This is a genomic window from Anaerolineales bacterium (genome assembly GCA_019637755.1).
GTDB lineage: Bacteria > Chloroflexota > Anaerolineae > Anaerolineales > UBA11579 > JAMCZK01.
Map to the genome: position 1 here is coordinate 340,184 of JAHBVC010000001.1, position 26,394 is coordinate 366,577.

At 59.9% G+C, this 26,394-nt stretch carries 35 protein-coding genes and 2 tRNA genes; 21 read left to right on the forward strand and 16 right to left on the reverse strand.

Annotated features, from left to right (window positions below):
- Positions 1-61 precede the first annotated feature (61 nt).
- Positions 62-2,476, forward strand: coding sequence for a cadmium-translocating P-type ATPase (gene cadA, locus KF821_01695; protein ID MBX3004524.1), 2,415 nt, complete (start codon positions 62-64; stop codon positions 2,474-2,476).
- 44 nt (positions 2,477-2,520) lie between these two features.
- Here cadA and KF821_01700 read toward each other — a convergent pair whose 3' ends face one another.
- From KF821_01700 to KF821_01710, 3 genes are all read right to left on the reverse strand, one after another.
- Positions 2,521-3,132, reverse strand: a complete 612-nt coding sequence (locus tag KF821_01700) for a hypothetical protein (protein MBX3004525.1) — start codon at positions 3,130-3,132, stop codon at positions 2,521-2,523.
- A gap of 63 nt (positions 3,133-3,195) precedes the next feature.
- Positions 3,196-3,981 (reverse strand): formylglycine-generating enzyme family protein, encoded by a 786-nt coding sequence (locus KF821_01705; GenBank protein MBX3004526.1) that lies wholly within the window; start codon positions 3,979-3,981, stop codon positions 3,196-3,198.
- A 32-nt stretch (positions 3,982-4,013) separates the two neighbouring features.
- A complete protein-coding gene (locus KF821_01710) occupies positions 4,014-5,255 on the reverse strand; it encodes a YcaQ family DNA glycosylase (GenBank protein ID MBX3004527.1) in 1,242 nt (413 codons plus the stop codon).
- Positions 5,256-5,676: 421 nt separating this feature from the next.
- Here KF821_01710 and KF821_01715 point away from each other — a divergent pair.
- From KF821_01715 to KF821_01810, 20 genes are all read left to right on the forward strand, one after another.
- Positions 5,677-5,748, forward strand: a tRNA-Met gene (locus KF821_01715).
- Between the two features lie 76 nt (positions 5,749-5,824).
- Positions 5,825-5,898, forward strand: a tRNA-Ile gene (locus tag KF821_01720).
- 120 nt (positions 5,899-6,018) lie between these two features.
- Positions 6,019-6,396 (forward strand): hypothetical protein, encoded by a 378-nt coding sequence (locus tag KF821_01725; GenBank protein ID MBX3004528.1) that lies wholly within the window; start codon positions 6,019-6,021, stop codon positions 6,394-6,396.
- A gap of 151 nt (positions 6,397-6,547) precedes the next feature.
- A complete protein-coding gene (locus KF821_01730; protein MBX3004529.1) occupies positions 6,548-6,868 on the forward strand; it encodes a hypothetical protein in 321 nt (106 codons plus the stop codon).
- Complete coding sequence (locus KF821_01735; GenBank protein MBX3004530.1) at positions 6,865-7,026, forward strand: hypothetical protein; 162 nt, start codon at positions 6,865-6,867, stop codon at positions 7,024-7,026. The genes KF821_01730 and KF821_01735 overlap by 4 nt, the downstream gene beginning before the upstream one ends.
- Positions 7,023-7,337, forward strand: coding sequence for a hypothetical protein (locus KF821_01740; GenBank protein ID MBX3004531.1), 315 nt, complete (start codon positions 7,023-7,025; stop codon positions 7,335-7,337). The genes KF821_01735 and KF821_01740 overlap by 4 nt, the downstream gene beginning before the upstream one ends.
- Positions 7,334-8,023: a hypothetical protein gene (locus KF821_01745; GenBank protein MBX3004532.1), complete on the forward strand. Its 690-nt coding sequence runs from the start codon at positions 7,334-7,336 to the stop codon at positions 8,021-8,023. The genes KF821_01740 and KF821_01745 overlap by 4 nt, the downstream gene beginning before the upstream one ends.
- An 8-nt stretch (positions 8,024-8,031) precedes the next feature.
- Entirely contained in the window at positions 8,032-8,238 is a 207-nt protein-coding gene (locus tag KF821_01750) for a hypothetical protein (GenBank protein MBX3004533.1), read from the forward strand.
- On the forward strand, positions 8,235-10,721 hold the full coding sequence (locus KF821_01755; GenBank protein ID MBX3004534.1) for a hypothetical protein: 2,487 nt from the start codon (positions 8,235-8,237) through the stop codon (positions 10,719-10,721). Before KF821_01750 ends, KF821_01755 begins: the two co-directional genes overlap by 4 nt.
- Positions 10,711-11,289, forward strand: coding sequence for a hypothetical protein (locus KF821_01760; protein MBX3004535.1), 579 nt, complete (start codon positions 10,711-10,713; stop codon positions 11,287-11,289). The genes KF821_01755 and KF821_01760 overlap by 11 nt, the downstream gene beginning before the upstream one ends.
- A complete protein-coding gene (locus tag KF821_01765; protein MBX3004536.1) occupies positions 11,290-11,478 on the forward strand; it encodes a hypothetical protein in 189 nt (62 codons plus the stop codon). It abuts the gene before it with no gap.
- Between the two features lie 134 nt (positions 11,479-11,612).
- On the forward strand, positions 11,613-12,479 hold the full coding sequence (locus KF821_01770; protein MBX3004537.1) for a phage Gp37/Gp68 family protein: 867 nt from the start codon (positions 11,613-11,615) through the stop codon (positions 12,477-12,479).
- Complete coding sequence (locus KF821_01775) at positions 12,476-12,907, forward strand: hypothetical protein (protein ID MBX3004538.1); 432 nt, start codon at positions 12,476-12,478, stop codon at positions 12,905-12,907. The genes KF821_01770 and KF821_01775 overlap by 4 nt, the downstream gene beginning before the upstream one ends.
- Positions 12,900-13,325 carry a hypothetical protein gene (locus KF821_01780; GenBank protein ID MBX3004539.1) on the forward strand — a complete coding sequence of 142 codons (426 nt, stop codon included), beginning with the start codon at positions 12,900-12,902 and terminating at the stop codon, positions 13,323-13,325. Before KF821_01775 ends, KF821_01780 begins: the two co-directional genes overlap by 8 nt.
- 94 nt (positions 13,326-13,419) lie before the next feature.
- Positions 13,420-13,899: a hypothetical protein gene (locus tag KF821_01785; GenBank protein ID MBX3004540.1), complete on the forward strand. Its 480-nt coding sequence runs from the start codon at positions 13,420-13,422 to the stop codon at positions 13,897-13,899.
- A gap of 196 nt (positions 13,900-14,095) precedes the next feature.
- Positions 14,096-14,617: a hypothetical protein gene (locus KF821_01790; protein ID MBX3004541.1), complete on the forward strand. Its 522-nt coding sequence runs from the start codon at positions 14,096-14,098 to the stop codon at positions 14,615-14,617.
- Positions 14,601-16,082, forward strand: a complete 1,482-nt coding sequence (locus KF821_01795; protein ID MBX3004542.1) for a hypothetical protein — start codon at positions 14,601-14,603, stop codon at positions 16,080-16,082. Before KF821_01790 ends, KF821_01795 begins: the two co-directional genes overlap by 17 nt.
- Positions 16,083-16,316, forward strand: a complete 234-nt coding sequence (locus tag KF821_01800; protein ID MBX3004543.1) for a hypothetical protein — start codon at positions 16,083-16,085, stop codon at positions 16,314-16,316.
- On the forward strand, positions 16,316-16,735 hold the full coding sequence (locus tag KF821_01805; GenBank protein ID MBX3004544.1) for a hypothetical protein: 420 nt from the start codon (positions 16,316-16,318) through the stop codon (positions 16,733-16,735). The genes KF821_01800 and KF821_01805 overlap by 1 nt, the downstream gene beginning before the upstream one ends.
- A 38-nt stretch (positions 16,736-16,773) precedes the next feature.
- Positions 16,774-17,169 carry a hypothetical protein gene (locus tag KF821_01810; GenBank protein MBX3004545.1) on the forward strand — a complete coding sequence of 132 codons (396 nt, stop codon included), beginning with the start codon at positions 16,774-16,776 and terminating at the stop codon, positions 17,167-17,169.
- A gap of 51 nt (positions 17,170-17,220) precedes the next feature.
- Here KF821_01810 and KF821_01815 read toward each other — a convergent pair whose 3' ends face one another.
- From KF821_01815 to KF821_01875, 13 genes are all read right to left on the reverse strand, one after another.
- Positions 17,221-18,117, reverse strand: a complete 897-nt coding sequence (locus KF821_01815) for a hypothetical protein (GenBank protein ID MBX3004546.1) — start codon at positions 18,115-18,117, stop codon at positions 17,221-17,223.
- Between the two features lie 121 nt (positions 18,118-18,238).
- On the reverse strand, positions 18,239-18,445 hold the full coding sequence (locus KF821_01820) for a hypothetical protein (protein MBX3004547.1): 207 nt from the start codon (positions 18,443-18,445) through the stop codon (positions 18,239-18,241).
- An 18-nt stretch (positions 18,446-18,463) separates the two neighbouring features.
- The gene (locus KF821_01825; protein ID MBX3004548.1) at positions 18,464-18,922 is read right to left on the reverse strand and encodes a hypothetical protein; all 459 of its coding nucleotides are present in this window, start codon (positions 18,920-18,922) and stop codon (positions 18,464-18,466) included.
- Between the two features lie 111 nt (positions 18,923-19,033).
- Complete coding sequence (locus KF821_01830; GenBank protein ID MBX3004549.1) at positions 19,034-19,336, reverse strand: hypothetical protein; 303 nt, start codon at positions 19,334-19,336, stop codon at positions 19,034-19,036.
- Between the two features lie 13 nt (positions 19,337-19,349).
- Positions 19,350-19,718, reverse strand: coding sequence for a hypothetical protein (locus tag KF821_01835; protein ID MBX3004550.1), 369 nt, complete (start codon positions 19,716-19,718; stop codon positions 19,350-19,352).
- A gap of 9 nt (positions 19,719-19,727) precedes the next feature.
- Positions 19,728-20,393: a LamG domain-containing protein gene (locus KF821_01840; GenBank protein MBX3004551.1), complete on the reverse strand. Its 666-nt coding sequence runs from the start codon at positions 20,391-20,393 to the stop codon at positions 19,728-19,730.
- The gene (locus KF821_01845) at positions 20,394-20,909 is read right to left on the reverse strand and encodes a hypothetical protein (GenBank protein ID MBX3004552.1); all 516 of its coding nucleotides are present in this window, start codon (positions 20,907-20,909) and stop codon (positions 20,394-20,396) included.
- The gene (locus tag KF821_01850; GenBank protein MBX3004553.1) at positions 20,909-22,276 is read right to left on the reverse strand and encodes a hypothetical protein; all 1,368 of its coding nucleotides are present in this window, start codon (positions 22,274-22,276) and stop codon (positions 20,909-20,911) included. Before KF821_01850 ends, KF821_01845 begins: the two co-directional genes overlap by 1 nt.
- Positions 22,273-22,656, reverse strand: coding sequence for a hypothetical protein (locus tag KF821_01855; GenBank protein ID MBX3004554.1), 384 nt, complete (start codon positions 22,654-22,656; stop codon positions 22,273-22,275). Before KF821_01855 ends, KF821_01850 begins: the two co-directional genes overlap by 4 nt.
- Complete coding sequence (locus tag KF821_01860) at positions 22,653-25,133, reverse strand: hypothetical protein (GenBank protein ID MBX3004555.1); 2,481 nt, start codon at positions 25,131-25,133, stop codon at positions 22,653-22,655. Before KF821_01860 ends, KF821_01855 begins: the two co-directional genes overlap by 4 nt.
- The gene (locus KF821_01865) at positions 25,133-25,333 is read right to left on the reverse strand and encodes a hypothetical protein (GenBank protein ID MBX3004556.1); all 201 of its coding nucleotides are present in this window, start codon (positions 25,331-25,333) and stop codon (positions 25,133-25,135) included. Before KF821_01865 ends, KF821_01860 begins: the two co-directional genes overlap by 1 nt.
- Positions 25,317-25,937, reverse strand: a complete 621-nt coding sequence (locus KF821_01870; protein ID MBX3004557.1) for a hypothetical protein — start codon at positions 25,935-25,937, stop codon at positions 25,317-25,319. The genes KF821_01865 and KF821_01870 overlap by 17 nt, the downstream gene beginning before the upstream one ends.
- Complete coding sequence (locus tag KF821_01875) at positions 25,934-26,386, reverse strand: hypothetical protein (protein ID MBX3004558.1); 453 nt, start codon at positions 26,384-26,386, stop codon at positions 25,934-25,936. The genes KF821_01870 and KF821_01875 overlap by 4 nt, the downstream gene beginning before the upstream one ends.
- Positions 26,387-26,394 lie beyond the last annotated feature (8 nt).

Genomic DNA, 26,394 nt, shown 5'->3' on the forward strand with positions numbered 1-26,394 from the left:
TTGCAAAAACACATGAACAACTGCTCATGTATTGAAAACAGATTTCATTATCCGAGGATGCATGCAACACAAAGTTAAGCTGGAACTTGAGTTGATCTTGCCTGAGATGGAAGCCGGTGATGATTGCGCCCAGCACCTCACCACCCGGCTAGGCGCGCAACGCGGCATCTCGCAGGCGCACATCGTCAGCGCGGGCACACATGCCGAGCTGTGCCTGCACTTCGACCCGAACCTGATCTCGCTGGCTGGCGTAGAGCGCCTGGCCCGCGAGACCGGCGCGGCGGTCACCAGCCAGTTTCGCCACGAGCAACTGGCCTTCGCCGGCCTCAACGTAGCCGATGCCGCCCTCAGCCTTGAACGCCAGCTGGCGGCCCTGCCCGGCATGTTGCATGCCAACGTGAACTATGCCGCCGGGCTGATCTTCATTGCCTACGACAGCCGCCAACTGCTGCGCACCGAGATTCTGGCAACGATCCACAGCATGGGCGTGCGCGTGCTGCCGCCACCCGCTGCTGACGCCTCCCACGAGCATGCCCACGCCGGTGAACACGGCCACAGCCACGGCAGCGCCCCCACATTCCTGCCACACTGGATGCAAGAGCGCTGGACGCTGCTGCTGGTGGCGCTGGCGGCGGCCTGCTTCCTCACCGGCTGGCTGGGCGCCCGTTTCTTTGGCTTCCCCACCGCCCTGAGCACCACGCTGTACATCCTGGCCTATATCGCCGGCGGCTACGATGTTGCCACCCACGCCCTGCCCGCGCTTTTCAAAGGCAAGCTGGATACCGATATCCTGATGCTGGCGGCCGCCGCTGGCGCGGCCATTCTCGGCGAGTGGAGCGAGGGCGCCTTCCTGCTGTTACTGTTCGCCATCGGTCACGCCGGCGAACACTATGCCCTCGACCGGGCGCGCAATGCGATCAACGCGCTGGGCGAGCTGATGCCCAAAACCGCGCAGCTCAAGCGCGGGGACACCTTGATTGAAACGCCGGTGGAGCAACTACGCCTGGGCGATGTGGTGGTGGCGCGCCCGGGTGACCGCATTGCTGTGGATGGCCGGGTGGCCCAGGGGAACAGCCTGATGGATCAAAGCCCGATCACCGGTGAAAGTGTGCCGGTGGAAAAAGGCCCCGGCGCAGAGGTCTTCGCTGGCAGCGTAAACCAGAACGCCGCGCTGGAGATCGAGGTCACCCGCCTGGCGGCCGATAACACACTGGCCCGCGTAATGAAGCTGGTGGCCGAGGCACAAAGCCAGCAAAGCCCCACGCAGCAATTTGCCGACCGGTTTACCAGCCGCTTCGTGCCGGCGGTGTTTATCGCCACGCTGTTGGTAGTGGCCCTGCCGCCGCTCTTCGGCTGGATGGCGTGGCAAGCCAGCTTCTACCGCGGCATGCTGCTGCTGGTGGCGGCTTCGCCCTGCGCACTGGCGATCGGGACGCCGGCGGCGGTGCTGGCGGGCATTGCCCAAGCCGCCCGCAACGGCGTGCTGATCAAAGGTGGCGTGCATTTAGAGAACCTCGGCCGCCTGCGAGCGATGGCCTTCGACAAAACAGGCACCCTGACCCAGGGGCGCTTCCGCGTCACCGAGATCGTGCCTAGCGCGGCGAGCGATGAAATCGAGCTGCTGCGCACGGCCGCAGCGGTGGAGCGGCATTCCAACCACCCGCTAGCCCAGGCGATCGTGCAGGCCGCCGCCGAGCGGCAACTGGCGCTACCCAGTGCCAGCGGGCTGGAGAACATCCCTGGGCGCGGCGTGCGCAGTACCTTGGCCGGCGAGCAGGTGCGCATTGGCACGCCCGCGCTGCTCAGCGAAGAGAGCCGCCTGGTGCTGGATAGCCCGCTCGAGCAGCGCCTGGCCGAGCTGCAAGCGGCCGGGCGCTCCACCATGCTGGTGAGCCACGGCGCGCGCCTGCTGGGCTTGCTGGCCCTAGCAGATACGCCGCGCCCGCAGGCCGCCGCGGTGCTGGCGCGCCTGCGCCAACTGGGGCTGGATCATCTAGTGATGCTCACCGGCGATCATGCCGCGGTGGCGCAGCAGATCGCCGCACCCCTGGGAATCAGCGAGGTGCGCGCCAACCTGCTGCCTGAGCACAAGCTGGAAAGCATTGAGGAGCTCGAGCAGGAGTATGGCGCCATCGCCATGGTGGGCGATGGCGTCAACGATGCGCCGGCGCTGGCGCGCGCCACGGTAGGCATTGCCATGGGTGGCGCTGGCACAGCGGTAGCGCTGGAGACCGCCGATGTGGCGCTGATGGGCGACGATCTGGAGACGCTGCCCTTCGCAGTGGGCCTCAGCCGCGCCAGCCGTGGCATCATCCAGCAAAATTTATGGCTCTCGCTGGGGGTCATCGCGCTCTTGGTGGTGAGCTCCGTCTTCGGGCTGGTGCAGTTGGGCTTTGCCGTCTTGTTGCATGAAGGCAGCACACTCCTGGTGGTGGGCAATGCCTTACGCCTGCTGGGCTATCGCCAGCCGGCATAAAAAAAAGGCCCTAGCGAATGCCAGGGCCTTTTCTTGTTTCGCGGTCAGGCGCCGTAGTCAAAGGTGCTGATCACTTGATCCAGCAACTGTAGATCGCCGATGCCGGCCAATTCCAGATAGCTATCGCCGAGCACAAATAGGTAGAGCACGCTTTCTTTGCCCTGGCTATCCAGCAGCAGCCAGCGCACTCCCGCCGGGCCATTAGCGGGGGTTACGTGATCTTCGCTAACGATCTGCGTGCCTGAGCTTTCGATGGCAGTGCGGCGCATGCTCATCCGTGCGGCTAGGTCCCCCTTGGGGTCCCACTGGTATTCAGCGATCTGTAGCAGGCTTTCGCCGGCCGGCACTTCTTCAAAGCCCGCCGGGCCTGGATCCCATGAAAGGATCTGTACGTAGCTGCCGCGCGCGCCACTTTCGCCGCCCAGGATCTGCCAACTGGTCGGGTAGTCGAGATGGAAGCGCCCCTGCGCATCGCTAAAGAGCTGGGTTTCAAAGGCCGGCGTAGGAATCGCCGTCACCGCCAGGGGCGCTTCCGGCTGGCTGGTGCTGGCCTGCACTGGCGCCTCGGTGGCGGGCGCTACGGCGGGCGATTGCGTAGGATACGCACAACTGGCCAGGAGTATTGCAAGCAAAAACAAGACAGGTTTTGATTTCATCGCGACCTCACAGATCGAGCTAAGAGTATCGGCAAATTATGCCGTATGCGGGCAGCTTTAGGCTTAGTCAAAGGCGCAGCGAAAGCCGCGATTTTGCCCCGGCGAGTTGGGCACATGGTATAGGCGGCTGAACGCCATCGCAAACTTGCCGGGGTCAAACCATGAGGCGCCGCGCAATACTTTGGCCGTGGCATCGGCACCTTCCAAGCCATCCTCGAAGTACCAATCGGCCACCCACTCGCGCACATTGCCGCCCATATCCAGCACACCGTAAGGGCTGGCGTTGCGCGGTTTGCTACCCACCGCGATGGTGCCTTCGTGGGCGTTATTGATGTTCACTGTACCAAACCACTCAGGGTCTTCTTCGCCCCAGGCATACGTGCGCTCGTCTGCCCCGCGGGCGGCCTTTTCCCATTCTGCTTCGCTGGGCAAGCGCCCGCCGAGCCATTCGCAATAGGTTTCAGCGGCATACCAGGAGACGAAGACCACCGGGTGATCCGCGTAGGCAGGATCATAGTAATGCGGGTTGCGCTCCTGGCGCAGCGGCAGGTCACAGACACCCGCCTCCACGCACAGGGCATATTGAGCATTGGTGATCGGCGTGCGCGTGATCCAAAACGTGGGCAGCCACACTTCCTGTGGCTGCAGTGCCAACTGGCCCACGCGCCGGTTGTTCTCCTGGCGGCCAATGCGCACCGGCCCGGCTGGCACGCGTGCTTCCACTACCTCACGATCGACACGATTGTGCGTAAAGATCGGGCGGCCAGCGCGTAGAAACCAGCCTAACTGCCCGGCCAGCGCCAGCACTGCCAATGAGAACCCCCAACGTAGCCATATTGCGAATTTCATTTGCTTGCCCACCATGTTTAACCTACCTTGTACTAGCCGCGGGCAGCCAAGCGCTTGCGCAGCCGCGGCGACTGCACGCGGCTGGCATCCAGCCCGCCCGCGCCCAAAAAGCGCACGAAGCGGGCAAAGCCCTGCGCCAGGGCATCGCCAAAGTCTGCATTCTGCGCCAATGCTTCGTTCTCGAGCCATAAGCCAAGAATGTGATAGCGGTTGGCGCTACGATCCAGCTTGCTGTCAAAGCGCCCCACCAACTGATCGCCCCACAAGATCGGCAAGGTGTAGTAGCCATATTTGCGCTGCGGCTCCGGCTTGTACACCTCCCACACATAATCAAAGTCAAATAAGAGTTTGGCGCGGCCGCGGGCACTGACGGGTTCCAGCGGCGCCAGGAAGGTCACTTCCTCCTGGGTGCTGGGGCCGCGCGGCGCCCAGGCCGTGGGCACGCGCCCGGCAGCCAGGGTTTGCAAAAGCTTGCGGTCGCGGCCCACAGCACAGTAGATATGCTTCCAGCCCTCCACTTGCACTTCAATCAGCTCCCCCTTGGCCAGCATATCGCCAACGATCTGCTGAGCCTTCTCCGTGGGCACGCCACGAAAGAACACATCGGCGGTGCGGTTGAGGCGCGTCAGGCCGTTGAAGCGCACCTCTTTGAGGAAAAGGAAACGGTCGGTATCCGCATCGCTGGCCTCATAGATCAGCTCGGCGGGCGCCACGGCTTCCGTGAGGGCATAGACGCGCTCGAAGTTCTCGCGATGATGGGTCATCACTTCGCCGGTGCGCCAAAGGTAGTACAGCGCCACCGCGCTGTCTTTGCGGCCACGGTAGCTTTCGGTGCGCTGGCGCTCGGCCATCTTGAAATCACGATTGCTCAGCGTGCCGCGCTGGCGCAGCAGTTGGCGCATCTCGGCGATGGCCGCGGCGTGCTCGTGTGCGCTGCTGCGCAGGCGTTGCGCTTCCTCGCGCTCGCGCCGCATGACCACGCGCCAGTACGGCAGCTCATCCATCGGGCGCACGGCCAACCAGCCGCCCCAATCGAAGAATTTGCGCTGCTGGTAGGTGGGGCGCTCCCAGTCACCCGGGCGGTACTCCAGCACGCGGCCGTGCAGCTTGATATCCTGGCTGCGGGCGATGATCTGCAGCGGATCGAGCTGCAGATACTCCATGGCACGCATGGCCTGCTGTGTGCCGCGGGCGCCCTGCCAGCGGCGCCCCGGCCACAGGCCTTGCTTACCGAGAATGTAGCGGCGCGCGGTTTGCGCGTCAATGTGAAGCATGGCGCCTATTTTACATAGATAGTTGATCAGGGCAGGAGCAATGCAGCCGGCGTGGGGGTAAACAAAAATCCCCGTAGCTACGGGGATTTTTTGTGGCGAGAGTGAGATTCGAACTCACGACCAAGGGCTTAGAGTTCGACCTTGACAGACTCACTCTAAAAATAACCAGAAACAACTGAGACACCTGACTAGGTGTCTTTTTTATTTCGTTACAGACATCCAAGTCAGCTCCTGCAGCGGGTGCCCCCCCTCACCTGTTGCAGGGCTGATCTGGGCGTCTGTGCACACGAATGTCGATCCAGCGGCGCGGGGTGCCCCCCTCACCTCGTGTCGCTGGATGGGCGTTCGTGGCAAGCGCTCAGCGCAGTTTCTTCTTTCTCCTTCGGTTGACCCCTGGCTGAGCCAATGCCAGCCAGGGCACAGCGCGGTAGAGCAGCGGCAGCTCGCCAGGCTCATAACCTGGAGGCCGGTGGTTCAAATCCACCCCGCGCTACAAAAACCTTTTGTGAAGGCGACACCTGCCAGGAAGCGCAAGCAGTGGCGTGACGGCTCGGAGAGACGAGCACATCGGGATGGTAGCTCAACCGGATAGAGCAGGCGCCAGATAAGCGTCAGGTTGCTGGTTCAAATCCAGCCCATCCCACTTTTACGCAGGCCGCTAGATCCTGCGTAAACCAGGCGGCCAGGCGCCTGGATCACCACCGACACCAAATGCAGGCTGGCGGCACCTGGCGGCCGCCGGCCAAGTGGGAAGGGGCATCGCATGGCTGCCAAGAACCTCAACGACAGCATCAAACACTTCTTGCTGCTCATCCTGGCGGAGCACCTCGGTCACGAGAACCGCATCAAGCGCTCTGTTCTCAAAGAGGAGCTATGCCTGCGCCTGGGTGCCAATGTCAGCGACCGCAAGATGCGCGACATGCTTGAGGAGCTGCGCAACGAAGAGCGCGGTTGCTGGATCTGTGGCTCGCTGAAATCGGGCTACTTCGCCGCCAAAGACGAGGCCGAACTACGCGCCCACCTGGCCAAAGACAAGATGCGTATCGCCAACATCGCGCGCCGCGTGCGCAACCAAGAAACACATGCGGGGCTGCAATCCCCCGATCAAATCCGCATGGAAGACCTGCTGGCCTCAGCATGATCAACCGCCCACTACACCACGAGGACGATATGGAGCAAGAAAAGCAAGACAGCCAACTACGCCCTATCGGCGCCAAGAAAGCACACATCTACTTCATTGGCGCATTACTGTTCGTCGTCTGCTATATGGCCTTGGCCCTGGGATTGTTGCGATGACTGGCAAAAGCCCAAACCCTGAGCGTGTTCATAAGCGCAAGCAGGCCATCTTGCAGCTTTTGCGCCACAACCAGTCAAAGGGGCTTCCCCCGCCAAGCATCCGCGAGTTTGCTAAGGCGGCTGGCATCTCGTCAACCTGTGTGACGAGGTGCTACCTGCACAAAATGGCGGCTGAGGGGCTAATCACCACCACACCCGGCATCTCCCGCGGAACTGTCCTGGCGCAGACAATCCAAGAACAGGCCATCGTGCGCATTCCCCTTCGCGGCATTCTGCGCGACCACCGCATCGTGTGGGTTTCGCCGGAGGACGAGTGAGAGCACGCTACCGGATCGAGGCCACGATCGGTGGCTGGCACATTATTGATGCTGCTGCAAATGCGGCGGTCAGCCCAGCCTATGCCGACATCTACGCCTGCTATCGCGACGCCGTGGCGCTCAACCTGGCGGCGCAGCAAGAAGGAGCTCAGGCGTGAGCGACCGCTACGAAGTGGCGAGCATACCTGGCCGCCCAATCGGCACACTCAACGGCCTCATTATCGGGTGGACGCAGGAAACTAGCCCGCGCCTGTTTTTTATGGGTGAGATGGACCAGGTGCGGCTCATGTTCCCTGCAAGCGGCACTTGGTGCCAGCTACTCAAGGTCAATGGGGAGTCTGCTCTGGTGGCTGAATACAAGCCAGAGCTGGATGTGCACATTCGCCATGTGATCGATACGCTCATAGACCTCCGCGTCCAGCATCCGGAATTGATGCAGCTGACCCTTCTTGACCAGGGGGCTGAGTGAGCATTCGCATCCCTCCGCAATACGTCAACGTGCCCGCTGCAATCAAATACAGCCGTGACCCACGCGCCTCCGCACCGGTCAAACAGACCTATGACGAGTTGCGCGGCCTGGCCTGGGTCAACAACTATAAGCACACGCCTGCCCTCGACCTTGGTGAGCTGCTGTCTTTCCTCGATCTCGGGCGCAGTGCGTTCTATACCCACCTCAAAGCAATGACCGAGCTCGGCTGGCTGCGTTCAGAGAGCGTCGGGGGTGGCAAGCTGCGCATCCATTTCCTCCCCAGTCCAATAATCCGGACAAGTTTTGCCAGTCCAGAGTTTCGGACTGAGTCCGGAATTCCGGACAGTTTTCCCTTTTGGGAGGCTGCAGTTAATACAACAACAGCAGAACAACAAAACCAACAAGGTTTAGAAGCTGTTGCTGTATTCAGTAATGCAGTAGAGAGCGCGAGATACGAAGTCTTGTCAGCCGTAACTGAGCCGGAACGCTCCCGCTTAGCGCGCGACCTCACCAAAACCCCCGACCAGATCAAGGCCGATATTGCCCGCTGGCAGAAGAAAGGCTCACCTGGCGTGGGCCTTCTGGTGACCATGCTTCGCAATGACCCCCCGGAAATAGACCCCAATTCTGAAGAGGCTCGCCAGAAGTACGTGAACGGCGAATTCGCCGACTTCATCGAGCACTAAGAGGACACATGAAAGCAATCACCCAACTGGCTTTGAACGCCATCACCAGCCTGCGCAAGTTCTGGGCCAAGTCTGACCCTGTGCTCGCCCTGACTGAGCTGCAGCGCATCCGTGACGCTGCCAACGAAGCCATCGACGAAGTCGACCACGGTCTGCAACAACGCAATGCCGCCAACGGCGTGTTCGCCCCTGACTACATAGAGCGCTTGCGATGACCGATCAATACACCGACTTCCTGAAAGCCAAAGTGGCTGTGGTCGAGTGGACAGGCATTGATGTGCCTGCATCTCGCCTGCACCACAGCACTTTGCCTCACCAGGCAGACGCCATCCGTTGGATGCTGCGTATCGGCCGCGGGCTGCTGGCGGCCAGCTTTGGGCTTGGCAAGACCCATGCCCAAGTAGAAGCCGCCCGCATCATCGTAGAAGAGCACGGCGGTAAGTTCTTGGTGGTGACCCCGCTGGGCGTGCGCCATCAATTCATCGACGAAGACGGACCCCGCCTGGGTGTGCCGTTCAAGTACGTGGCTACAGATGCCGAGGTTGAAGCGGCTGACACGCCCTTCCTGGTAACCAACTACGAGCGCATCCGTGAAGGCCACATCACGCCGGCGCAGTTCACCGGCATCTCGCTCGACGAAGGCAGTGTGCTGCGCTCCCTGGGCAGCGACACCTACGCCGTCTTTGAGCGTGCCTGCAAGGACATCCCGTTCCGCTATGTGGCCACGGCCACCCCAAGCCCGAACAACTACAACGAGATCATCAACTATGCTGACTTCCTCGGCCACATGGACCGTGGCCAGGCGCTGACGCGCTGGTTCAAGCGCAATCCCGACAAAGCCGGCGACCTCACGGTTCACCCGCACCTCGAAAAGGAATTCTGGACCTGGGTGGCCAGCTGGGCCTTGTTCATCAACAAGCCCAGTGACCTCGGCCACTCAGATGAGGGCTACGACCTGCCTGAAATGCGTGTGCATTGGCACCGCATTCCGGTAGACCACTCCCGCGCTTTCGGCCAGACCGACAGCTTCGGCCAGCACCGGCTGCTGCTGGATGCGGCCGGCGGCGTGCGAGAGGCCAGCGAAGAGAAGCGCGCCACGCTGAGCGCTCGCCTGGCCAAGGCGCAGGAAATCATGTCTCAAAACGGCCAGGATACGCATTGGCTGATCTGGCACCATCTGGAGGCTGAGCGCTCCGCCATTGAGGAGCACATCCCCGCGGCGGTCACGGTCTACGGTTCGCAGGATCTGGAAACCCGTGAGCAGCACATCCTCGACTTCTCGCACGGCCGTATTCCGGTGCTGGCCACGAAGCCAGAGATCGCCGGATCCGGATGCAACTTCCAGCGCCATTGCCACTCCAACATCTTCCTGGGCGTTGACTACCGCTTCCAAGACTTCATTCAGGCCGTGCACCGCACGCATCGCTTTCAGCAAACCCAGCCCGTAGATATCCACATCATCTACGCCGAGAGCGAGGATGGAGTAGTGGACGTGCTCAAGCGCAAATGGCGCCAGCACGACGAGCTGACCGCCCGCATGAGCGCCATCATCCGCGAGCATGGCTTGAGCGAGGAAGCGCTGCGCTCCACCGCATCCCGATCGCTGGGCGTTGCCCGGCAGCAGCACGATGGCCAGCTATTCACAGCCATCAACAACGACTGCGTGGAGGAGAGCCGTAACCTGCCGGATAGCTCCATCGGCTTGTGGCTGACCAGCATCCCCTTTGGCAATCACTACGAGTACGTCGCCAGCCTGAATGACTTCGGCCACAACGAGGATGACGCCACCTTCTTCAAGCAGATGGACTTCCTCATCCCAGAGATGTACCGATCGCTGCAGCCCGGCCGGATGGCCTGCATCCATGTCAAAGACCGCATCATGTACGGCTGGCAGGGCGAGGGCTTCCTGTTCGTCAACCCGTTCAGCGACAAGACCGTGGCCGCCTTCCAGAAGCACGGCTTTCTGTACCAGGGCCGCATCACCGTCGTCACCGACGTGGTGCGCGAGAACAACAGCACCTACCGCCTTGGCTACACCGAGATGTGCAAGGACGGCACCAAGATGGGCGTCGGCCTGCCGGAGTATGTGCTGCTGTTCCGCAAGCCCCCTTCTGACAACTCAGACGCTTACGCCGACGTGCCGGTGGTCAAGAGCAAGGACGCCTACAGCATTGGCCGCTGGCAGCTGGATGCTCATTCTTTCTGGCGCTCGAACGGTGACCGGCTGCTGCAGCCGTGGGAAGCCGAGGCCTGGTACGACTACCAGGCGCACGTGGGCGAGATGGACAGGCTGGAGCGCAAGAATGCTCTGTCCAAGTCCTTCCTGATGAATGCCGTTGAATCGCCCAGCGATCGGGTGTGGACAGACGTCAACTTCATGCGCGGCCTCAACGCCGAGCAAAGCCGCAAGCGGCTTGAGAACCACGTTTGCCCGCTGCCCTTTGACATTGTTGAACGCCTGATTGAGCGCTACAGCAACGCCGGCGACTTGGTGGCGGATCCGTTTGCTGGCCTTTTCACTGTCCCTTACTGCGCCGTGAAGAATGGCCGGCGTGGCTTTGGCACCGAACTCAACCCTGATTACTACAAGTACGGCCTGCGTTACATGCAGGACATTGAGACGCAAAAGCTCGCGCCTACTCTTTTTGATCTGCTTGAAACCCAATCGCAACAACCGGAGGAACAAGATGGCAACTGAATTTTCACCTGCCCCAAATGAAGCAGTCGGCTTGGTCGAACGCCTGGCCGAGAAACACGGTCTTGATGAATTGCGCATCGGCGTGCTCATGCGCGATGAGGCCGCCGTGGTCAAAGGCCGTGAAGTCTGGGCCAAGGCCTACAAGCCGCCCGCCTGGGCACCCGCCTTTGGCCTCGACTACGACCTGCTGGTCGAGCTGGCCGCCAACAAGTGGAACGTTCTCGACCGCCACCAACGCGAAGCGCTGGTTGACTTCGCCCTCTGCCATGTGCAAGCAGACTACGACGAGAAGAAAGGCATCACCGTCTACAAGATGGTTGCGCCTGACATTCAGGCGTTCTCCAGCAACCTGCAGGAGTATGGCCTTTGGTATCCGACTGCCCATCTCGGAAGTTCAACCTTTGAGGACGCTCGCCAAGTGCAAATGCCCGGCGTTGCCCGCAAAGGCAAGGTTGAGTCCGTCAAGGAAGAATTCACAGCTGGCATGGGAAGGATCGGCCTTGATGATGTGAATTTTGAAACCACTGAAGGCGGCTTAGTCATCAGCGCCTCTAAGGGGGATGCGTAAATGGACTACGACCGCGAAGCCAGCAAGTTCATGAAGTCGCTCACCAACTTTCACGACAGCGACAACGCTAAACGTCGCTTGGCCAACCTGCTGCGCAAAGCCGCTGCCAGCAGTAAGCCGTTGCTCCCGCCATTCCCGCCCACAGATGAGCCGCTGCCTTCGGGCGATGATGAGCTGGTGCCAGCATGAGCAGCCAGGCACCCGATCCTCAGGCGGCCTTTGCGTGTGGTGTGCTGGCGCTACTGGTAGCCATAACGCTTACTGTATTCCTGTGCATCTTATCTATCCCGTTTGCCCTGTTTCTTTTGGCGGGGGCCTAGGGTATGGCTGAGCGCACGGGCATCGAATGGTGCCATCACACCTTCAACCCCTGGATGGGCTGCACCAAGGTCTCGGCCGGCTGCAAGCACTGCTACGCTGAGCGCGAGAACCTACGCTACGGCAAGCACCGCTGGGGTCCCGGCGCGCAGCGCCAGGTGACCAGCGACACCTACTGGAAGCAGCCGCTGAAGTGGAACCTCAAAGCGGCCGCGGATGGTGTGCGCCGGCGCGTGTTCTGCGGCAGCTGGTGCGACGTATTCGAAGACCGCCCTGACCTGGTAGCGCCGCGGGCACGCCTGTTCGAGCTCATCGAGCAGACCCCGCACCTGGACTGGCTGCTGCTCACCAAGCGCCCGGAGAACGTTCTGCACATGGTGCCTATGCGATGGCGCTATTTCCACTTCCCCAGGAACGTCTGGTTTGGAACAAGCGTAGAAAACCAGCAGACAGCAGATACGCGCATTCCTCAACTAAAGAAACTATTTCTTGCCGAGCGCCGATTCCTGAGTTGCGAGCCTCTGCTGAACTCAGTTGATCTCGCCCGCCACCTTACTGGGGGTCTGGGCAACGGAAGGATCGACTGGGTCATCGCCGGCGGCGAGAGCGGGCCGAACGCCAGGCCCATGCACCCTGACCACGCCTACAGCCTGCTCGACCAGTGCCAGGCCTCCGGCGTGCCGTTCTTCTTCAAGCAATGGGGCGAGTGGGTGCCGCTGCGCGAGTTGCCCGAAAGCACCCAAGTCACCGCCTCGGCGGTCGTCGCTGATGAGACCGATGTATTCGCGCCGGGCTACGAGTTGCTGCGTGCCGGCAAGCGTGCGGCCGGCCGCCTGCTGCGCCAACGCACCTGGGATGAGGTGCCCGCATGAACAAACACATCACCGCCCGCGCCCTGCTAGATTTTGCCGGCCGCGAGTATCGCTCCCGCGCCGAGCGTCGCTGGGCTTCTGAGGGTCAGATCCTGATCGCAGAGCTGTTCCATACGCCGGTTGAGGTCACGCTCTATGAGCCAATGAGCTTCAGCGTGCCGGGCGGCCGTTACACGCCCGACTTCCTGCACATCCTCTCCACCGGTGAGCAGGTCTTTGTCGAGATCAAGGGCAGCCGCCGACAGACAAACTACCGCGATGCACGCTCCAAGCTGCGTGCCGCCGCTGAGGTGTATCCCTACTTTCACTGGGTGGAAGCGCTGGCCCCTAGCCGCAATACGGGCTGGAAACTCGAGCAAATCGGTCAGCCAAGCCAAACTGACAACCCACTAAGAAACGCTAAGAAGGCCACGAAATCAGATGAATAATCCATCCCCCACTACTGACACCACTTGGCTTGAAAAAGCCACCTCAGAGGACAACTGGCGCGAACAGCTGGACCTGCTCGTAGGCCAGCACAAGCATCCAGAAGACGTTGGCAACCTGGCCGCCTGCAAACGGCTTGCGCCAAAGCTACGCGCTGTCGCTGGCGGCCGGGTGAGCTGGACGCCTAACTACATCCTGGGCGTGTTGCATCGCAACAAAGGCATGAGCGCTCCATCCCCCATCTTCACCAACGCTTTGGCCGCTTTGCTGCGCAGGAAGCGCGACCGCAGCAAGGACAAGCTGCGGGTCTGTGTGCCGGTGGCCACGGCCGCCGAGCGCGACTACATCAACCGCACACTCAACGCAGAAGAGAAACGCAATGCTCTATTGGTGGCGGCCTATTTTGAGGAGGAAGCATGAGCGAAAGTATGGGCTGGATATTTGCGGCTCTTTGCTGCGTGGTGCCTGTGATGGGTGTGATGCTCATCGGCGCCGGGCTGATCGAGAGGAAGCGATGAGCACACAAGACCTAAGTCTATTGACGGCTGATGAGCGCGAGATAGCCAATCGCTTTTCAAACAGAAACAACCTGGGCGATGGCGTGCCCAACTTTCTGCTTCGCGCTCTCATCGCGGCCCGCTCCGAGATTCGCGCAATCCGCGAACAAGCCATCGGCGTGTGCGTTGCCGAAAAAGCCGCGGACAGCGCCTGGATGAACGTGCTGTCGCGTTCGTCTGAGGCTCTTGGGTTGCCGATGCCTGATGGTGTTAGCGGCGAGGCTCACGCAATCGCCCGCGCCGAGAACAAGCGCAAGGATGAAGTGATTGCCAATCTCATTGCTGCTGCTGAGGATGGACGAAACCTGTTGCGCCAGATGGCCGAAGTTAGCAGTCTGGCTGGGCGTAAAGGTGCGCATGAGCGCGCTGATGCAATTGACGCTGTACTCAAAGAAGCCGCCACCGTCACGCTGCAATCCGAGAAAGGCGGTGAGTGATGGAGTGCTCGTGTGTTTTGTGCGAGGAGTGTGGCGGTTCGGGTGATGTGTACGTAGCTTTTGGCGGTCAATACTTGGGCCGACACAGAAGTGATGACCTCGATGAGCTAGAAACTTGCCCACTTTGCGGCGGTGATGGCCTCGAGTATGAATGCCAGGATTGCCAGATGGGCGATGTTGCAAGTGAGGAGCAACCATGACTGACCTGGACGAACGCGCCGAGATTATGGGGCTGGCCACTCAAAAGCAAAGAGAATTGCTGGCCGCTCATCCCGATTTTCGGGACGCGATGGACAACGAAACTTTGCGGAAATGGATTATGGGCACAATGACTGACCTAGAGAAGCTGGCTCGCGAGCACGCCTCAAAAATGGCTGCCGAGCTAGAGGATGGCATTCGTTTGGGCGTGCGAGAGGGTGGTGGCGGCGATGTTGCCGTGAATGAGCGCATGGTGGCCTATCTTGAACGCCAACTTTCGCGTGCCTACGCCGCTGGCCGCATCGAGGGGCTGAAAGAGGCAGAGGTGCTTACTTCTGCTCATTATTGCGACCCTGGAACCAATGGCGTGGTGAGCGGGCCTGTTCCCGCTCAAGCCATCCGCGCCCGCATCCAAGAGTTGGAGGGTGTTCGGGATACGTGTGAGCTGGTTTCCTTTGTGATTGAGGGCGAAGTCGGTAAAGTCAAAGAATTGGAGCCAAGCGATGACGCAAGTCACTAAGCGCATCCAAGAGCACTTCGAAGGGCTGAGTGCTGACCTGCGCGCCCTCGAGGAGCTGGCCGCTCAGCGCCGCAGCGACTACCACGCCATCAGTCGCAAATATGACCTGTCCAAGCTGGACCCGGAAGCCTTCGATCGCTTCATGGCCAAGCCGTATCTACTACGCCCGCTGCGTGGGGATCGCTGGGAGCTGGTCATGCCTCGCTTCGTAGACTTCAAGGCCGGCTGGCCTGTGCGCGTGGAGGGCGAGTACACCGTCTACGCCATCAACCGCATGATCGATCTCATCACGCCGATGCCGGATTGGCTACGCGCTGAGATCAACCTGGCACAGCCGGAATTTTCGGCGCACATTGAGGGCGATTGGCTGGTGGTGGACAAGGGTAAGCCCAACGACGTCTGGGCCAGCCTCGGCGGCGGCAAGCGCTTCAGCAAGCGCGAGGGCAAGCGGCTCAAGATGCCGGAGACCCAGCGCCTGCAGGTGATCCGTGACCTGCTGCGTAAGGGCGTGCTGCCGTACCGCCCGCAGCCCATCCCGGCTGAGCTGCGCCGCAACCCGGCCGACTTTACCAGCATCCAGCTGCGCGAGAAGCAAGCGCGTGACTTTGCTACCTGGCTTGAATACAGTGCCGTAAGCGCCTTCGCTACCGGCGGTGGCGGCAAGACCTTCTTTGGCATCTACGCCGGCGCATCCGTATCCGGTCACAAAGCCGTGGTGGTGCCACGCCGTGCCATCGCCCAGCAGTGGGAAGCGCGCATCAAGCTCCTGGCGCCCAAGATGGCGCACGAGTGGGATTTCCTGACCTACCAGGCGATGCACAAGCGCGTGCCCAACAAGAAATACAGCCTCGTCATCTACGATGAGATCCAGCACATGCCCGCCAACATGGGCATCAAGGCCAGCCAGATGCACACCGCTACCCGTATTGGCCTGAGCGCCACGCCTTGGCGCGAGGATGGCAATGAGGACATCATCCCGGCGCTGTGCGGCTTGCCCGTGGGCGCCGACTGGCCGTCTGGGGAGCCGGCCGACACGAAGGTTTGGATCGTAGATGGCCAGAAGGAAAAGCTGGACATGGTGGAGCAATTGGTCGGCGAGCCCACTGCGGGCAAGACGATGATCTTCGTCTACCGCCTGGATGTTGGCCACACCATCGCCAAGCGCCTGGGCGTGCCCTTTGTCCACGGTGCCACTGCCAAGCAGTATAAGGTGATCCAGGATAACGACACCTTCGTGATCAGCAAGGTGGGCGATGCCGGCGTGAGCATCAACGCCACCCGTGTGATCGAGGTCGACTGGCTTGGCGGCCGGGCCGAAATTGGCCAGAGAGCTCTGCGCACGCAACACGCTGACGAACGCGGCGAGTTTCACATCCTGATGACCCGCGGCGAGTACAACGACAGCGCCAAGCGGCTGAGCGCCCTGGATGCGCTCAGCTTTGATGTGCACGTGATGGGCGCGTAAATGAGCACGCGCTACGAAGGCCGCAAGATGTCCCGCCAAGAGCGCCGCCAGCTCCAGCAAAACTCCTTCCGCTGGAATCAGTGCGAACGCAAGAAGGCATTTCCCAGCAAAGCCGTCGCCAAGCGCGTGCGCCACTTCAAGCATCCCGATCACTATGTCGAGCCGTACCAATGCCCGCATTGCGGCAAGTGGCACCTCGGTGCGCCGCCCAAGCGAAGCCGCATGAAGGGATGATGAGCAATCTTCCTGTGCCCGAGCTCTCCGAGCAAACGATCGCTAACATCGTAGCCCGTATCCGCGAGGGTTACCGCCAGATTTCCGAAGCCAACGGTTTCGGCACTATCCGCATCACCATTGAGCGCGCCGGCTCAGCGAAGGAGAAGATCATCCTTGGCGTGGAGACCTCGCGCCCAGTGTCCAGGCATGTGCGGGAAGGCACGATGAGCACACTGCCTGCACCCGAGCTCTCCGAGCAAGCCATCGCTAACATCATGAAAGATATCCGTGATGGCTACCGCAGGATTGCAGAGACCACCGGCTTCGGCACCATCCGCATCACCATCGAACGCGCCGGCTCAGCCAAGGAGAAGATCATCCTCGGCGTGGAGACCTCGCGCCCAGTGTCCAGGCATGTGCACGAGGAAGCCGAATGAAGCACGGCAGTTAGCAAAACTGCCGTAAGATGGAGACGATGGGGGTCGCAAGTGGCAAAGGCCAATTACACAAACACATACACATTGCATTAAAGGAGTGGGGCTCGCCCAGCCGCAAAGGCATCGAGCCCTTCTTCCGCTTGGCCGTTTTTCGCAGGCGTGGCTTGCACCGCCGCCTGCGGGTGGTGGAAGCGCGCCTGACCTTGAACATGCTACTGAAGAGCTACATTTACGAGCTGGGCCAACTACAGCCCAGCATCGCAAATGTGCTGCTCCAGCGGTTTAGTGAGCATATTACAACTAAGGAAATTGCCTACAACATGGGTGCCAGTATAGAGACCGTGAACCGCATGCAGGCCGCGGGCATCCGCTATCTGGCAGACATAATCTGGGACGATGAGTTGTTGGGAGAAAGCAAAGAAGGCCAACGGTGAGGGTTGGCATTCTTTGCTGTCCACTTTACTGCGCTGCGATAAATCAGAGCCTCACCCGCGGCTAGCCGCTGCCCGCATGGTCTGCCAGTCCTTGAGCACCTCCGGGCTGACGTACGGCTGCGTCTCCGCCTTCACCGGCGCCGGCTCCGGATCATCTACGATCGGCTCCGCTTCGGGCTCCACCACCGGCGGCGCCCAGGGAAACGCGCTCAGCGCGGCCCACAGCGCAAGATCCCGCCGGGCGTAGTACCACTCCCAGAAGTTGGCGCCGCTGAGGCCCAGATCCTTGCAGGCCTGTAGGAACTCGGTCACCTGGCCAGCCGTCGGCGCCCAGCCGCCATCCGGGTAGGCGCAGCCGGTGGGCACGATCGGGCGCCACACCTTCAGCGCCTGGTGCTCGCGCACCGAACGCCGCAACTGCGCCGCCGGGTTGCTGGCCTGCACCCAGTACACCTGCGGCATGTTGATGTCGCTGTACTCCAGGAACGTCTCGAAGGGCAGCGGGCGATGCAGCGTGGGGTAGCGATAGCTGCTGAAACCGATCGGGGTGCTGGGCAGGCCGGCGCGCAGCGCTTGCATGTATTGGCGCGCCGCTGCTTCCATGCCCTTCTGCTTGAACTCTACCTCGGCATTGACCACGAAACCATCCAGGCCGAACTGCTTGACGCGTTGGATGGCCATCGCCGCTTCGGCGGCCGGGTTGCGGCCGTAGATGTACTGCCAACCCCACGCCTGGATGCCGCGGGCGCGCAACGCATCGACCACGGCCGGCACGTTATCCTTGCCGGTCTTAGGATCGATGTTGTAGGCGTACTGCCCATCCGCCACTTTGATGAGCACATGCGTGAGGCCAGCCTCGGCGGCCACCTGGGCGATGCGCTCCGGGTCGCCACCCTCTACCCGGCTGTTGATCCACAAATACATTCCTTTGCCGTTCAAAATATCCATATTCAAAACTCCTATTCTTAATAGATGAAATCACCACTAGCGGTAAACTCGTGATAGGTGTATCCACCGTCCTCGGTAATCGCACCTCCAGTTGCTACAGGCGGCCCAGGGTATCGGATAATCACAATCCCGCTCCCGCCGGCACCACCGCTCTTGGCAGCGCTAGTAGACGTAGCACCACCACCGCCACCACCGGTGTTTGCCTGCCCTGGCTGCCCGACATAACTGTTCGCTGATTTGCCGCCACTTCCACCACCGCCAGAACCGCCATCCGCACCGTCGGCATTGCCACCAACGCCACCGTTTCCACCACCGCCACCACCGCCATAATCTCCCCCCCAAACGCTCACCCCATTGGCGCCAGCGCCGGCCAGAGTATCTGTAGCATTGCCGCCATTGGCTGCGCTACTGCCGCCACCACCAGCAGCCCATTTTGTTCCCTGGGCACCATTACCTCCATTGCCGCCGGGTGTACCAACGCCGCCAGTCGTAATGGACCCGCCGCCACCGCCGCCCGGACCACCGGCTCCACCGTTTTCCCCGTAAGGCATACCTGCCCCGCCACCAACCGAGGTGAACCCGTTGAATGAGGTATTGCCTCCTTTTGCCCCCCGTGCAGTAGCATCTGCTGCACCAGCACCTCCGGCACCACCATTACCAACAACCACGGGGTACGTTCCTGGTAGCAAAGCCATACTCTCGAGGAGTAGCACTTGCCCACCGCCACCGCCGCCAGCGGCATACCCATTCGCAGCGCGAACACCAGCACCCCCACCACCGCCGGCCACGAGCAAAACGTCTGCAAGTATTTCCAGTCCTCGACCGATGATGATGGGATAGTCGCCCAATAGCGGGTAATCGGTAAGGAGAGGGAAACCTTCACTTAGCGGGAGGGGGAATTTAGGACGCGGCATTCTTATTTGCTCTCGGCCAGCGAAAAATGGAAAGTGACGCCAGCCTGATCACAGTCAACCTGAATTTCGTCTCCGATATTGAGCGTTGGCGCACAAGGAAAAGGGAAGCTCTCTCCAGGATCAAATGCCTTAGGGGGGATTAGTACATGCGTGGCTGAGGAGCCAGCAATATAGATGCCAACCAAGGCTTCACCCAGGCCAGCATTGGATACCTGAACCCAGCCAAGCACCTGAGGCTTGCCAGTGGCAGTAAAAACAACTTCTTTATCTTCTGATCCGCTTGCTACATAATTGACACCAGGCATTTTCTGCTCCTTTTTATCCTGCGACCCAGATGTGCGCCAGGCTTGCTCCCCCCGAGCCGCCCACGATCGTATCGCCCTGCCGCACCAGCGCTTGCCCATCCTGCACCTCGCCGATTTCGAGCGTCACCGGATCGCTTTCACCATCTACCTGCAACCGGCGCACGCCGTCCTCATTGACGATGGTGTCGAGCATGTCAACCCCATCCTCGAGGTTGTTCATGTGCTCAGCGTTGACCGGGGTGCCGGCATGCGCGACCAACGAGGCGAGACTGATCTGCACATCCTCATAGATCGGCTCCCCCTCCCCATCACTGATGTTGTAGCGGGGATCGCCAACAAGGAGATCATCTACCCAATCTGTGCGTTCATATTGCTTAGCCATTTTTTGCCTCTACAATCCTGTAATCCTGGCTGCCAACCGCCGCGGACGGTGAATTTCGGGGTGTTCTACGAAAGTTGGACTGCCTATTGGATCAATAAACTTCCCTCCAATCACATCGGCATAACTATCAATTAGGGGCCAGTAGTGCTGGAGACCCTGAGGAAAGAACAATGGAGAGAGTTGATCCATGTACATTGCCATCTTCTGATCGTCTGAAGGAATCTCGCCAAACCAGATCGCAAGCTCGGCAAGTTGACCGACAAAGAAATCGGCCGAAGAACCCCGCCCTATGTAGGTGCGGTTGGGGGAAGCGGCGCCCACACTAGTGGTGTTGACACCCTTGCTAGCCCCATTCAAGAACGCATTCCGGCTCGTGCTGCTCAAGAACTCAGCCATACCAAGTTGCCATTGGTTCGCCACGTAGGCAGCGCTAGAGTTTGCCTGATCCTGCGCTCCCGTAGAGCTACTCTTGAGGGCATTCACCCTGTCGCCGCCAGCCCCATCGATGCCCATAGCAAAACCTCTGTTATTGGACGAGTTGAAGATTGTTAATATTCGTTGGTTGGCCGTCTGGCTACTTGATTTGAACCATGCCATGCACAACACAGGCTCTGTGCTAAAAAGACCCTCCATGATCTGGGCATATTGGTTGGCGCCATTCAACAACAGAGCCATTTACTTTCTCTCCAGGTGTAGATACAAGCCCAAAAGCTTCACATTTGATATCTCGGCGGCAGCGGAAGCCATAAGGATGTCTCCCGCATTCAGCTCGGTCGTCCAAGTGGACAGTGAAACCGATGCGCTCTTGCTAGCGCCACTCAAAGCTGGCTTCTGGGAACCAGTAATACTATTGGAGCTGTTTGGCGGATAGCTTCCGTAGGTTGTTCGCCAGACATCTAAAGTGATAGACCCAACTCCAGAAGCAAGGATGGTCCAACCAATAATGGTGCTGGCCGAGGGAATACACATTGGAAGTTGGCCCACTGTGCCCACGGGCACAACACTGTATCCATCCCCAAAGGGGAAAAGAATGTTGTATTTGGTTTTGACTACATCCCCAAACTCAATCACCTTACTGCGATTGACCATGTTGGGTTCCGTTGGATCTTCGGCATACAACAGAGCGGCCTGCGGAAGAACGCTCACTTTGTGGCCGTCGTCGGCCAGCTGCTGCAAAGTTTTATCTGCCATTACGCATACTCCCGAAACATGTTTTGGCGCAGCAAATTAGCGCCGGCGACCGCCACCCCTGTCCGTGGCCGCAGGTACGGGTGCTCCATCGGCGGCACATACTGCGGCACAATCCCGCGGGCCAGTACCCGCCCCAGGAAGCCACCCGCCATATCAAATTCAATGCGCCGCACTTGGGTGAGTAGCTTCTTGCGGTAATAGGTATTCACCAGCACTTTGGCGCCCGGCGTCACATCCGAGGGCAGCACCTCATACTCCTGCTGATAGCGCTGGCGGTAGTAGTCGCGCAGGGTATCCAAGACGCCTTGGGCAGCATCCTCGGAAACCAAAGTGGCTTCTCGGATGGATAGCATTTTCTTGTTCCCGTAGCTGGCCGCATCTGCCTCAACAAACTGGAACGACTTCATCCGGTCCTGCCACGGGTAGCCGGTGATCAGGATCTCAGCTTCCTCGCTCAGCGTGAGCGTGACGGAATTAGGGCCGAACTGGAAACTACCGCCAACCGCAATCCAGTCTCCACTGGTCGTTACGATCCGATCGCCTTCAGTGCTCACCAAGGTGTCCGGAACAAAGCCTGGGCCAATGATCTCGATGTTGTAGTAAGGCCGCTCGAAAATGATCTTATGGGTGCCAGCGCCCAGGATGCCATCGAACACCGTTTCTGGCGCGTCAGACTCCTTGTAGTCGTGGCTTACCAGCTCGACCGAATACACCAGAGGCAACAAAGACGGTTTGCGGCTGTCAGCCACACTCGCGTCGGCCAAAATCACATCGGGCATTTTGTTGGGCAATGCGACAGAGCGGATGGTGAGCTTGTCAGACCCAAAAGTACTCACCGTGGCACGGGCAGCAAATAGCATTTGCTTTAGCGCGCTGCGGTAGCTTCCAGGTGCAATCCACCCCTTCAGGGTTCTCGATGCGATGCTCGGGTCCAGGTCATAGGGGATATCAGCCGGCACCAACACCTGGCGCAAGGCAGTATCCAGCGTGACCGGGCTGGCCCAGAAGATGCCCTCGAACGCCATCTCTTCCATCACCCCGATCAGATCGATGGCCTGAAACTGAATCTCCTGCTCGCTGAGGTTGGACCAATCTTCCAGGTAGAACTTGCCCAGCCATTTCAAACTCCCGTCTACCCGTTCGTACGCCAGGATGGGAAGCCGCTCAGCCAGCAAATTCACCCGATCGGCGTTGAACATCGAGAATGTTTCATCTGTGCTGATGATGGTGAACTCAATGGAGCTGCCGGGCAGCTCGTCGCTGATCGGGCTGCTTTCTACTACCAAATGAGCAGTGCGCACCTGCGGGCCTTCAAAGACCAACGTTTCATCGCCGATCGTCATTTGGATAACCGGAGATGTGCTCATGGCCTGTCCTTCGGACCCTGGGCGGTAAAGGTCACACTGAGGGCTTTCCACCAAGTGGCAGCGGGCGTCCAGCGCTTGAGCTCCCGGGTCACCTCAGACACATAGGCGATGAACGTGAAGGTGGTGCCATCTTCAGCTGGGATGGTGACCGTGTGGAACTCCACCGGCTCACGCAGCTTGGACGTCAGTCGGCCAAACTCAGCCCGCTCTTCCCAGGTGGTCGGCGAAGCGAAGATCAGCCGTGCCTTAGGAAAGGTTCCAATCAGCTCGCGCCGCAGGTTGCCATCTACTGTGCGCTCAGCGTACTTGTCCAAGAAGTTGAGCGTATCCGTCAGCTGCAGAATAGGCACATTGAAGGTGTCACCGTCGATTACGATCACGCCGCCCCTCCACTGCTTACCAGCGAACTATCGGCGCGCACATACTCCTGGTCGATCTTGGGCTTCAGGATCCGCACCAGCTCAGCCATGCTGCCAGTGAAGTTGATCGTCACCTGCTGGCTGCCCTGGGCCCCGGCAACGGCGCGCTCCAGCATTTGCTCCAGGAGCGCCTGCGGGGCCTCAATGTTGTTGCCGTTGCGCTGGTCGCCCAGCACCGCCAGGAACTCAGCGTTCGGCGGGATCACCGCGCCGCGGGCCAGGCGGGGGATTTGCGGCACGCCCACCGTGGGAATGCTCAGCCCAAAGCTCTTGCCGCCAAAATTCGGCACCCAGTCGGGGATGTTCACTTTGAGTGAATTCATGCCGCCGATCACCGCGTTCAGCCCGCCGGCCACCGCCCGCAGCATGCCGTTGATCAGATCGATGATGCCGTTGACGGTGTTCTTGACGAAGCCCTTGATCCCGTCCCAGGTACGCTGCCAGCCTACACTTAGGCTATCCAGCAGGGTGTTGAAGCCACGAGATATTGGCTCGAAAACATTTTCCTTGAACCAAAGGCCAATGCGATTAAGTGAGTATTTGATATTCTCGACAGCCAACACAGTAGCCTTAGAAACTTCATCCCAATGGCGAATAAGAAGAACAATCACAGCGATGATGGCGCCAATAGCTAAACCTATCAGGAATATAGGGCTGCTAACAATCGCCATGATCGCAGCAAAACCTGTAGACACAGCGGTGGCAATGCCAGTAATTAAGGTATATGCCTGCAATGCCGCGTACAGGAGCCAGAAACCAGCGGCGAGAGAACCCACGACAACGACGAGTGTTTCAACAGTTCCTTGGTTGTCATCAATCCAACCCGAAAAATCCTCCAACTTCTCGGTTACCCAACCCAATGCCTCCAACAATTTTTCTCCGCTCCACTCCGCGATCGGCTGCAGGAACTCCTCCCACAGCCATTTCCCCAGCGGCTCTAAGGCATCCAACACCGAGTTGAGTACATCAATAGCACCAGACAGCAGATCAAGAAACACAGGGACAGCATCATTCAAGACCCAAGTACCGAAGGGCACCAGAACGTTTTCCCACAGCCAGAGCAAACCTTCGCCCACATTCACTGCAAATGGCGCCAGCGAATCCCACAGATTTACAAGTGAGGCATTGATGTTCTCCCAGTCCACCTTCATAAGCCCATTAGCGATTGCATCAACAAACCGTGGTAAACCTTCACCCAGCACCCAAGTGCCGACGGGAACAAGGAATTCGTTGTAGAAATTAATCAAGGCTAGAGCCGCAAAATCTTTCAATGGGCTTAAGGCATCACCAAGACGACCTAAGGCATCTGTCACGGGCTGAATTGCCGCCAAAAAGCTCTGCTTCCAGGCCTCGACCTTGGCTTTGAGCTCTTCCAACTGCTCGTCAATGACCTGCGAATCAAACGGAGAGGCCGCCCCCGCCGCTGGCATCCCGCCAACACCCGCAGCATCGCCGGTGCCGCTGGTATCCGGCTGCTCCAATACATTCAGCTCATCGAACGGTGCCAGGGCGCCCTTGGCAGCCTTGCCTGCCTTCTCGGTCTGCTTGGCCAAGTTGGCCTGGCCGTCTGCCGCCGCATTGCTCGCATCGGCCACCGCATCCATAGACTGGCGCGCCGCGCCAATATCCACGCCAAACAGGATGCTCATAATGCTGGCCAGGCGGTTTGCAAACACCGTCAGCAAGTCAATCGCCGCCTTGATGTACGGCATCACCCGCTGGGCGATCGGGATGATGACATTACCGATCCCCACCTTAAGGTTGTAGAAGCTCACACCCAGCGCCGATAGCTGGCCGGCGTAGGTGCCGGCTAGCTTGGCCGCATCGCCAGTTTGGAAGCGGGTCTCCTGCAGGATGCCCTGGTATTCAGCATCGATCTTCTGCTGCTGGGTCAGCGCACCCACGGTGGTGCCGATCGAGGCGGCGTAGTCACGCCACATCTTGGCCACGTTCTTGGTGACACCGGCGTTGTCTACCAGCAGGGAGTTCTCGTTCTTCAGGCCTTCACTGGCCGATTCGATGGCTTCGCCCATCGAGAGCCGGCCCTGCCGGCCGAAGGCGGCGCTGTCCTTGAGAGCCGTAAGCACACCTTCGATCTGCGAGGTGTCATAGCCACGCAGCAGAAGGTTCTTGTACGCGTTGACGGCATTGGTGGCCGGCACCAGGCCATCCGCGGTGAAGTCTTTTATGAACTCGTGGGCGTCTGCAAAACTGGTGCCCACACCCTCGGCCACCGACTGCAGGCCCACCATCGCAGAAGCGGTTTCGCTGGCTGCCTGCACCGCGGTGCGCCCAAACGCCACAATCGCCGCGACGGCGAAAGTGGTTGCCACAAGGCGCCCAATACGCAGCAGGATCTTCTGCATCGAGGCCACGCCCGTGTTGAAGCCGCGCTCATCAATGCGCGTGTCAATGCGAATAGAGCCGTCGTACTGCATTACAGGCCGTGCTCCTTACGACGCTCAAGGGTTTGGCGGTGCTGTTCATAAATGCTCGGCAGGTAGCCTTGCGGCTGCAAGAGCAGCTCAATATAGGCTTCCAACACCTCAGGCTTCATCTGCTGCACGTGCTCCTGCACGCCGGGCGTGGCCAGCAGATCATCCATGACCGCCTGGTCATACTCAGCTGGCTTGCTCACGCTTGCGCCGCCCTTTCTCTACCAAGCGGTCGAATTCATCATCCTGCATCCGCTCGTCAGGAGTGCGCTCATCAAGCTCTTCCAAATCAAACCGAGCCCCCAGTTCGCTGGCTGCCTGGCGCTCCTCCTTGGTGGCCTTGCCGGTTTTCACGCGCTTGCGCAACGAGACCAGCTGGTTAAACGCCGTCTCGTTGCCCAAATCCATGAATAGGGCCAGAAAACTCCACCAATGCAGCTCAGCGCCCTGCAAGTCAATGCCATGTGTCTGCCGGAAGGCGGCAAAAATCAGGGCACCGTCTTTGCCGAAGGAGTACACCCGCGGCCCATCCGCAGCATGGTCCTCACTCTCGGGCTGGCCGGCATTCAGGTACCAATTCACCCGCTCCTGCAACTCGATCAACTCGGCCGGAGTAAGCTCGCCAAAGTCAACCTCGGGGAACAAATTGCTCAGCAAAACGCCCTGCTTTTCGCTAGCTGTCAGCTCAGGATCCTCAAACGCCAAGAGGCCGCCAAGGGCGGCCCGGAAATCGGTGTTCAAGGCGAGCTCGCGCCCTCCCAGGGTGATGCTTTCAGGGAAGTCGGAGACCAGCAGATTGACGCTTATTTGCCGCTCCGCTTCTGCTTCTTGCCGCCGCGGCGAGGCACCACATAAGGCTTTAGCTTCTCGGCCCGGGGTTTCTCAATGAAGGGCGTGAGCTGCTCAAAAAAGATTTCGAACTGGCGCAAGCTGCGTGCGTCGCCAAATACCATCTGGGCGGTACCAGCACCAAACAGGTCATCTACCAGGCCGCGGATGTAATCACACGCCTCACTAAGCAGTTTGAGCCGGTCACCCACATTCAGGGGCACCCCCAGCTCATCGGTTGCTACATGGCTGCCCAGATCGTTGTTGCGCTGCTGGTAGTACTCGATCTTGGCCTTCAGCTCGTTGAAAACCTTGTAAAAGCGCTCGATGAAAGCAACATCGCTAGGGTCAAACTCAAGCACCTTGCTCTCATCCTCATTGATGAGAATGCGCTTCAGGTTGGGCTGATCAATTCGAATGGAATCCATCGGTTTAT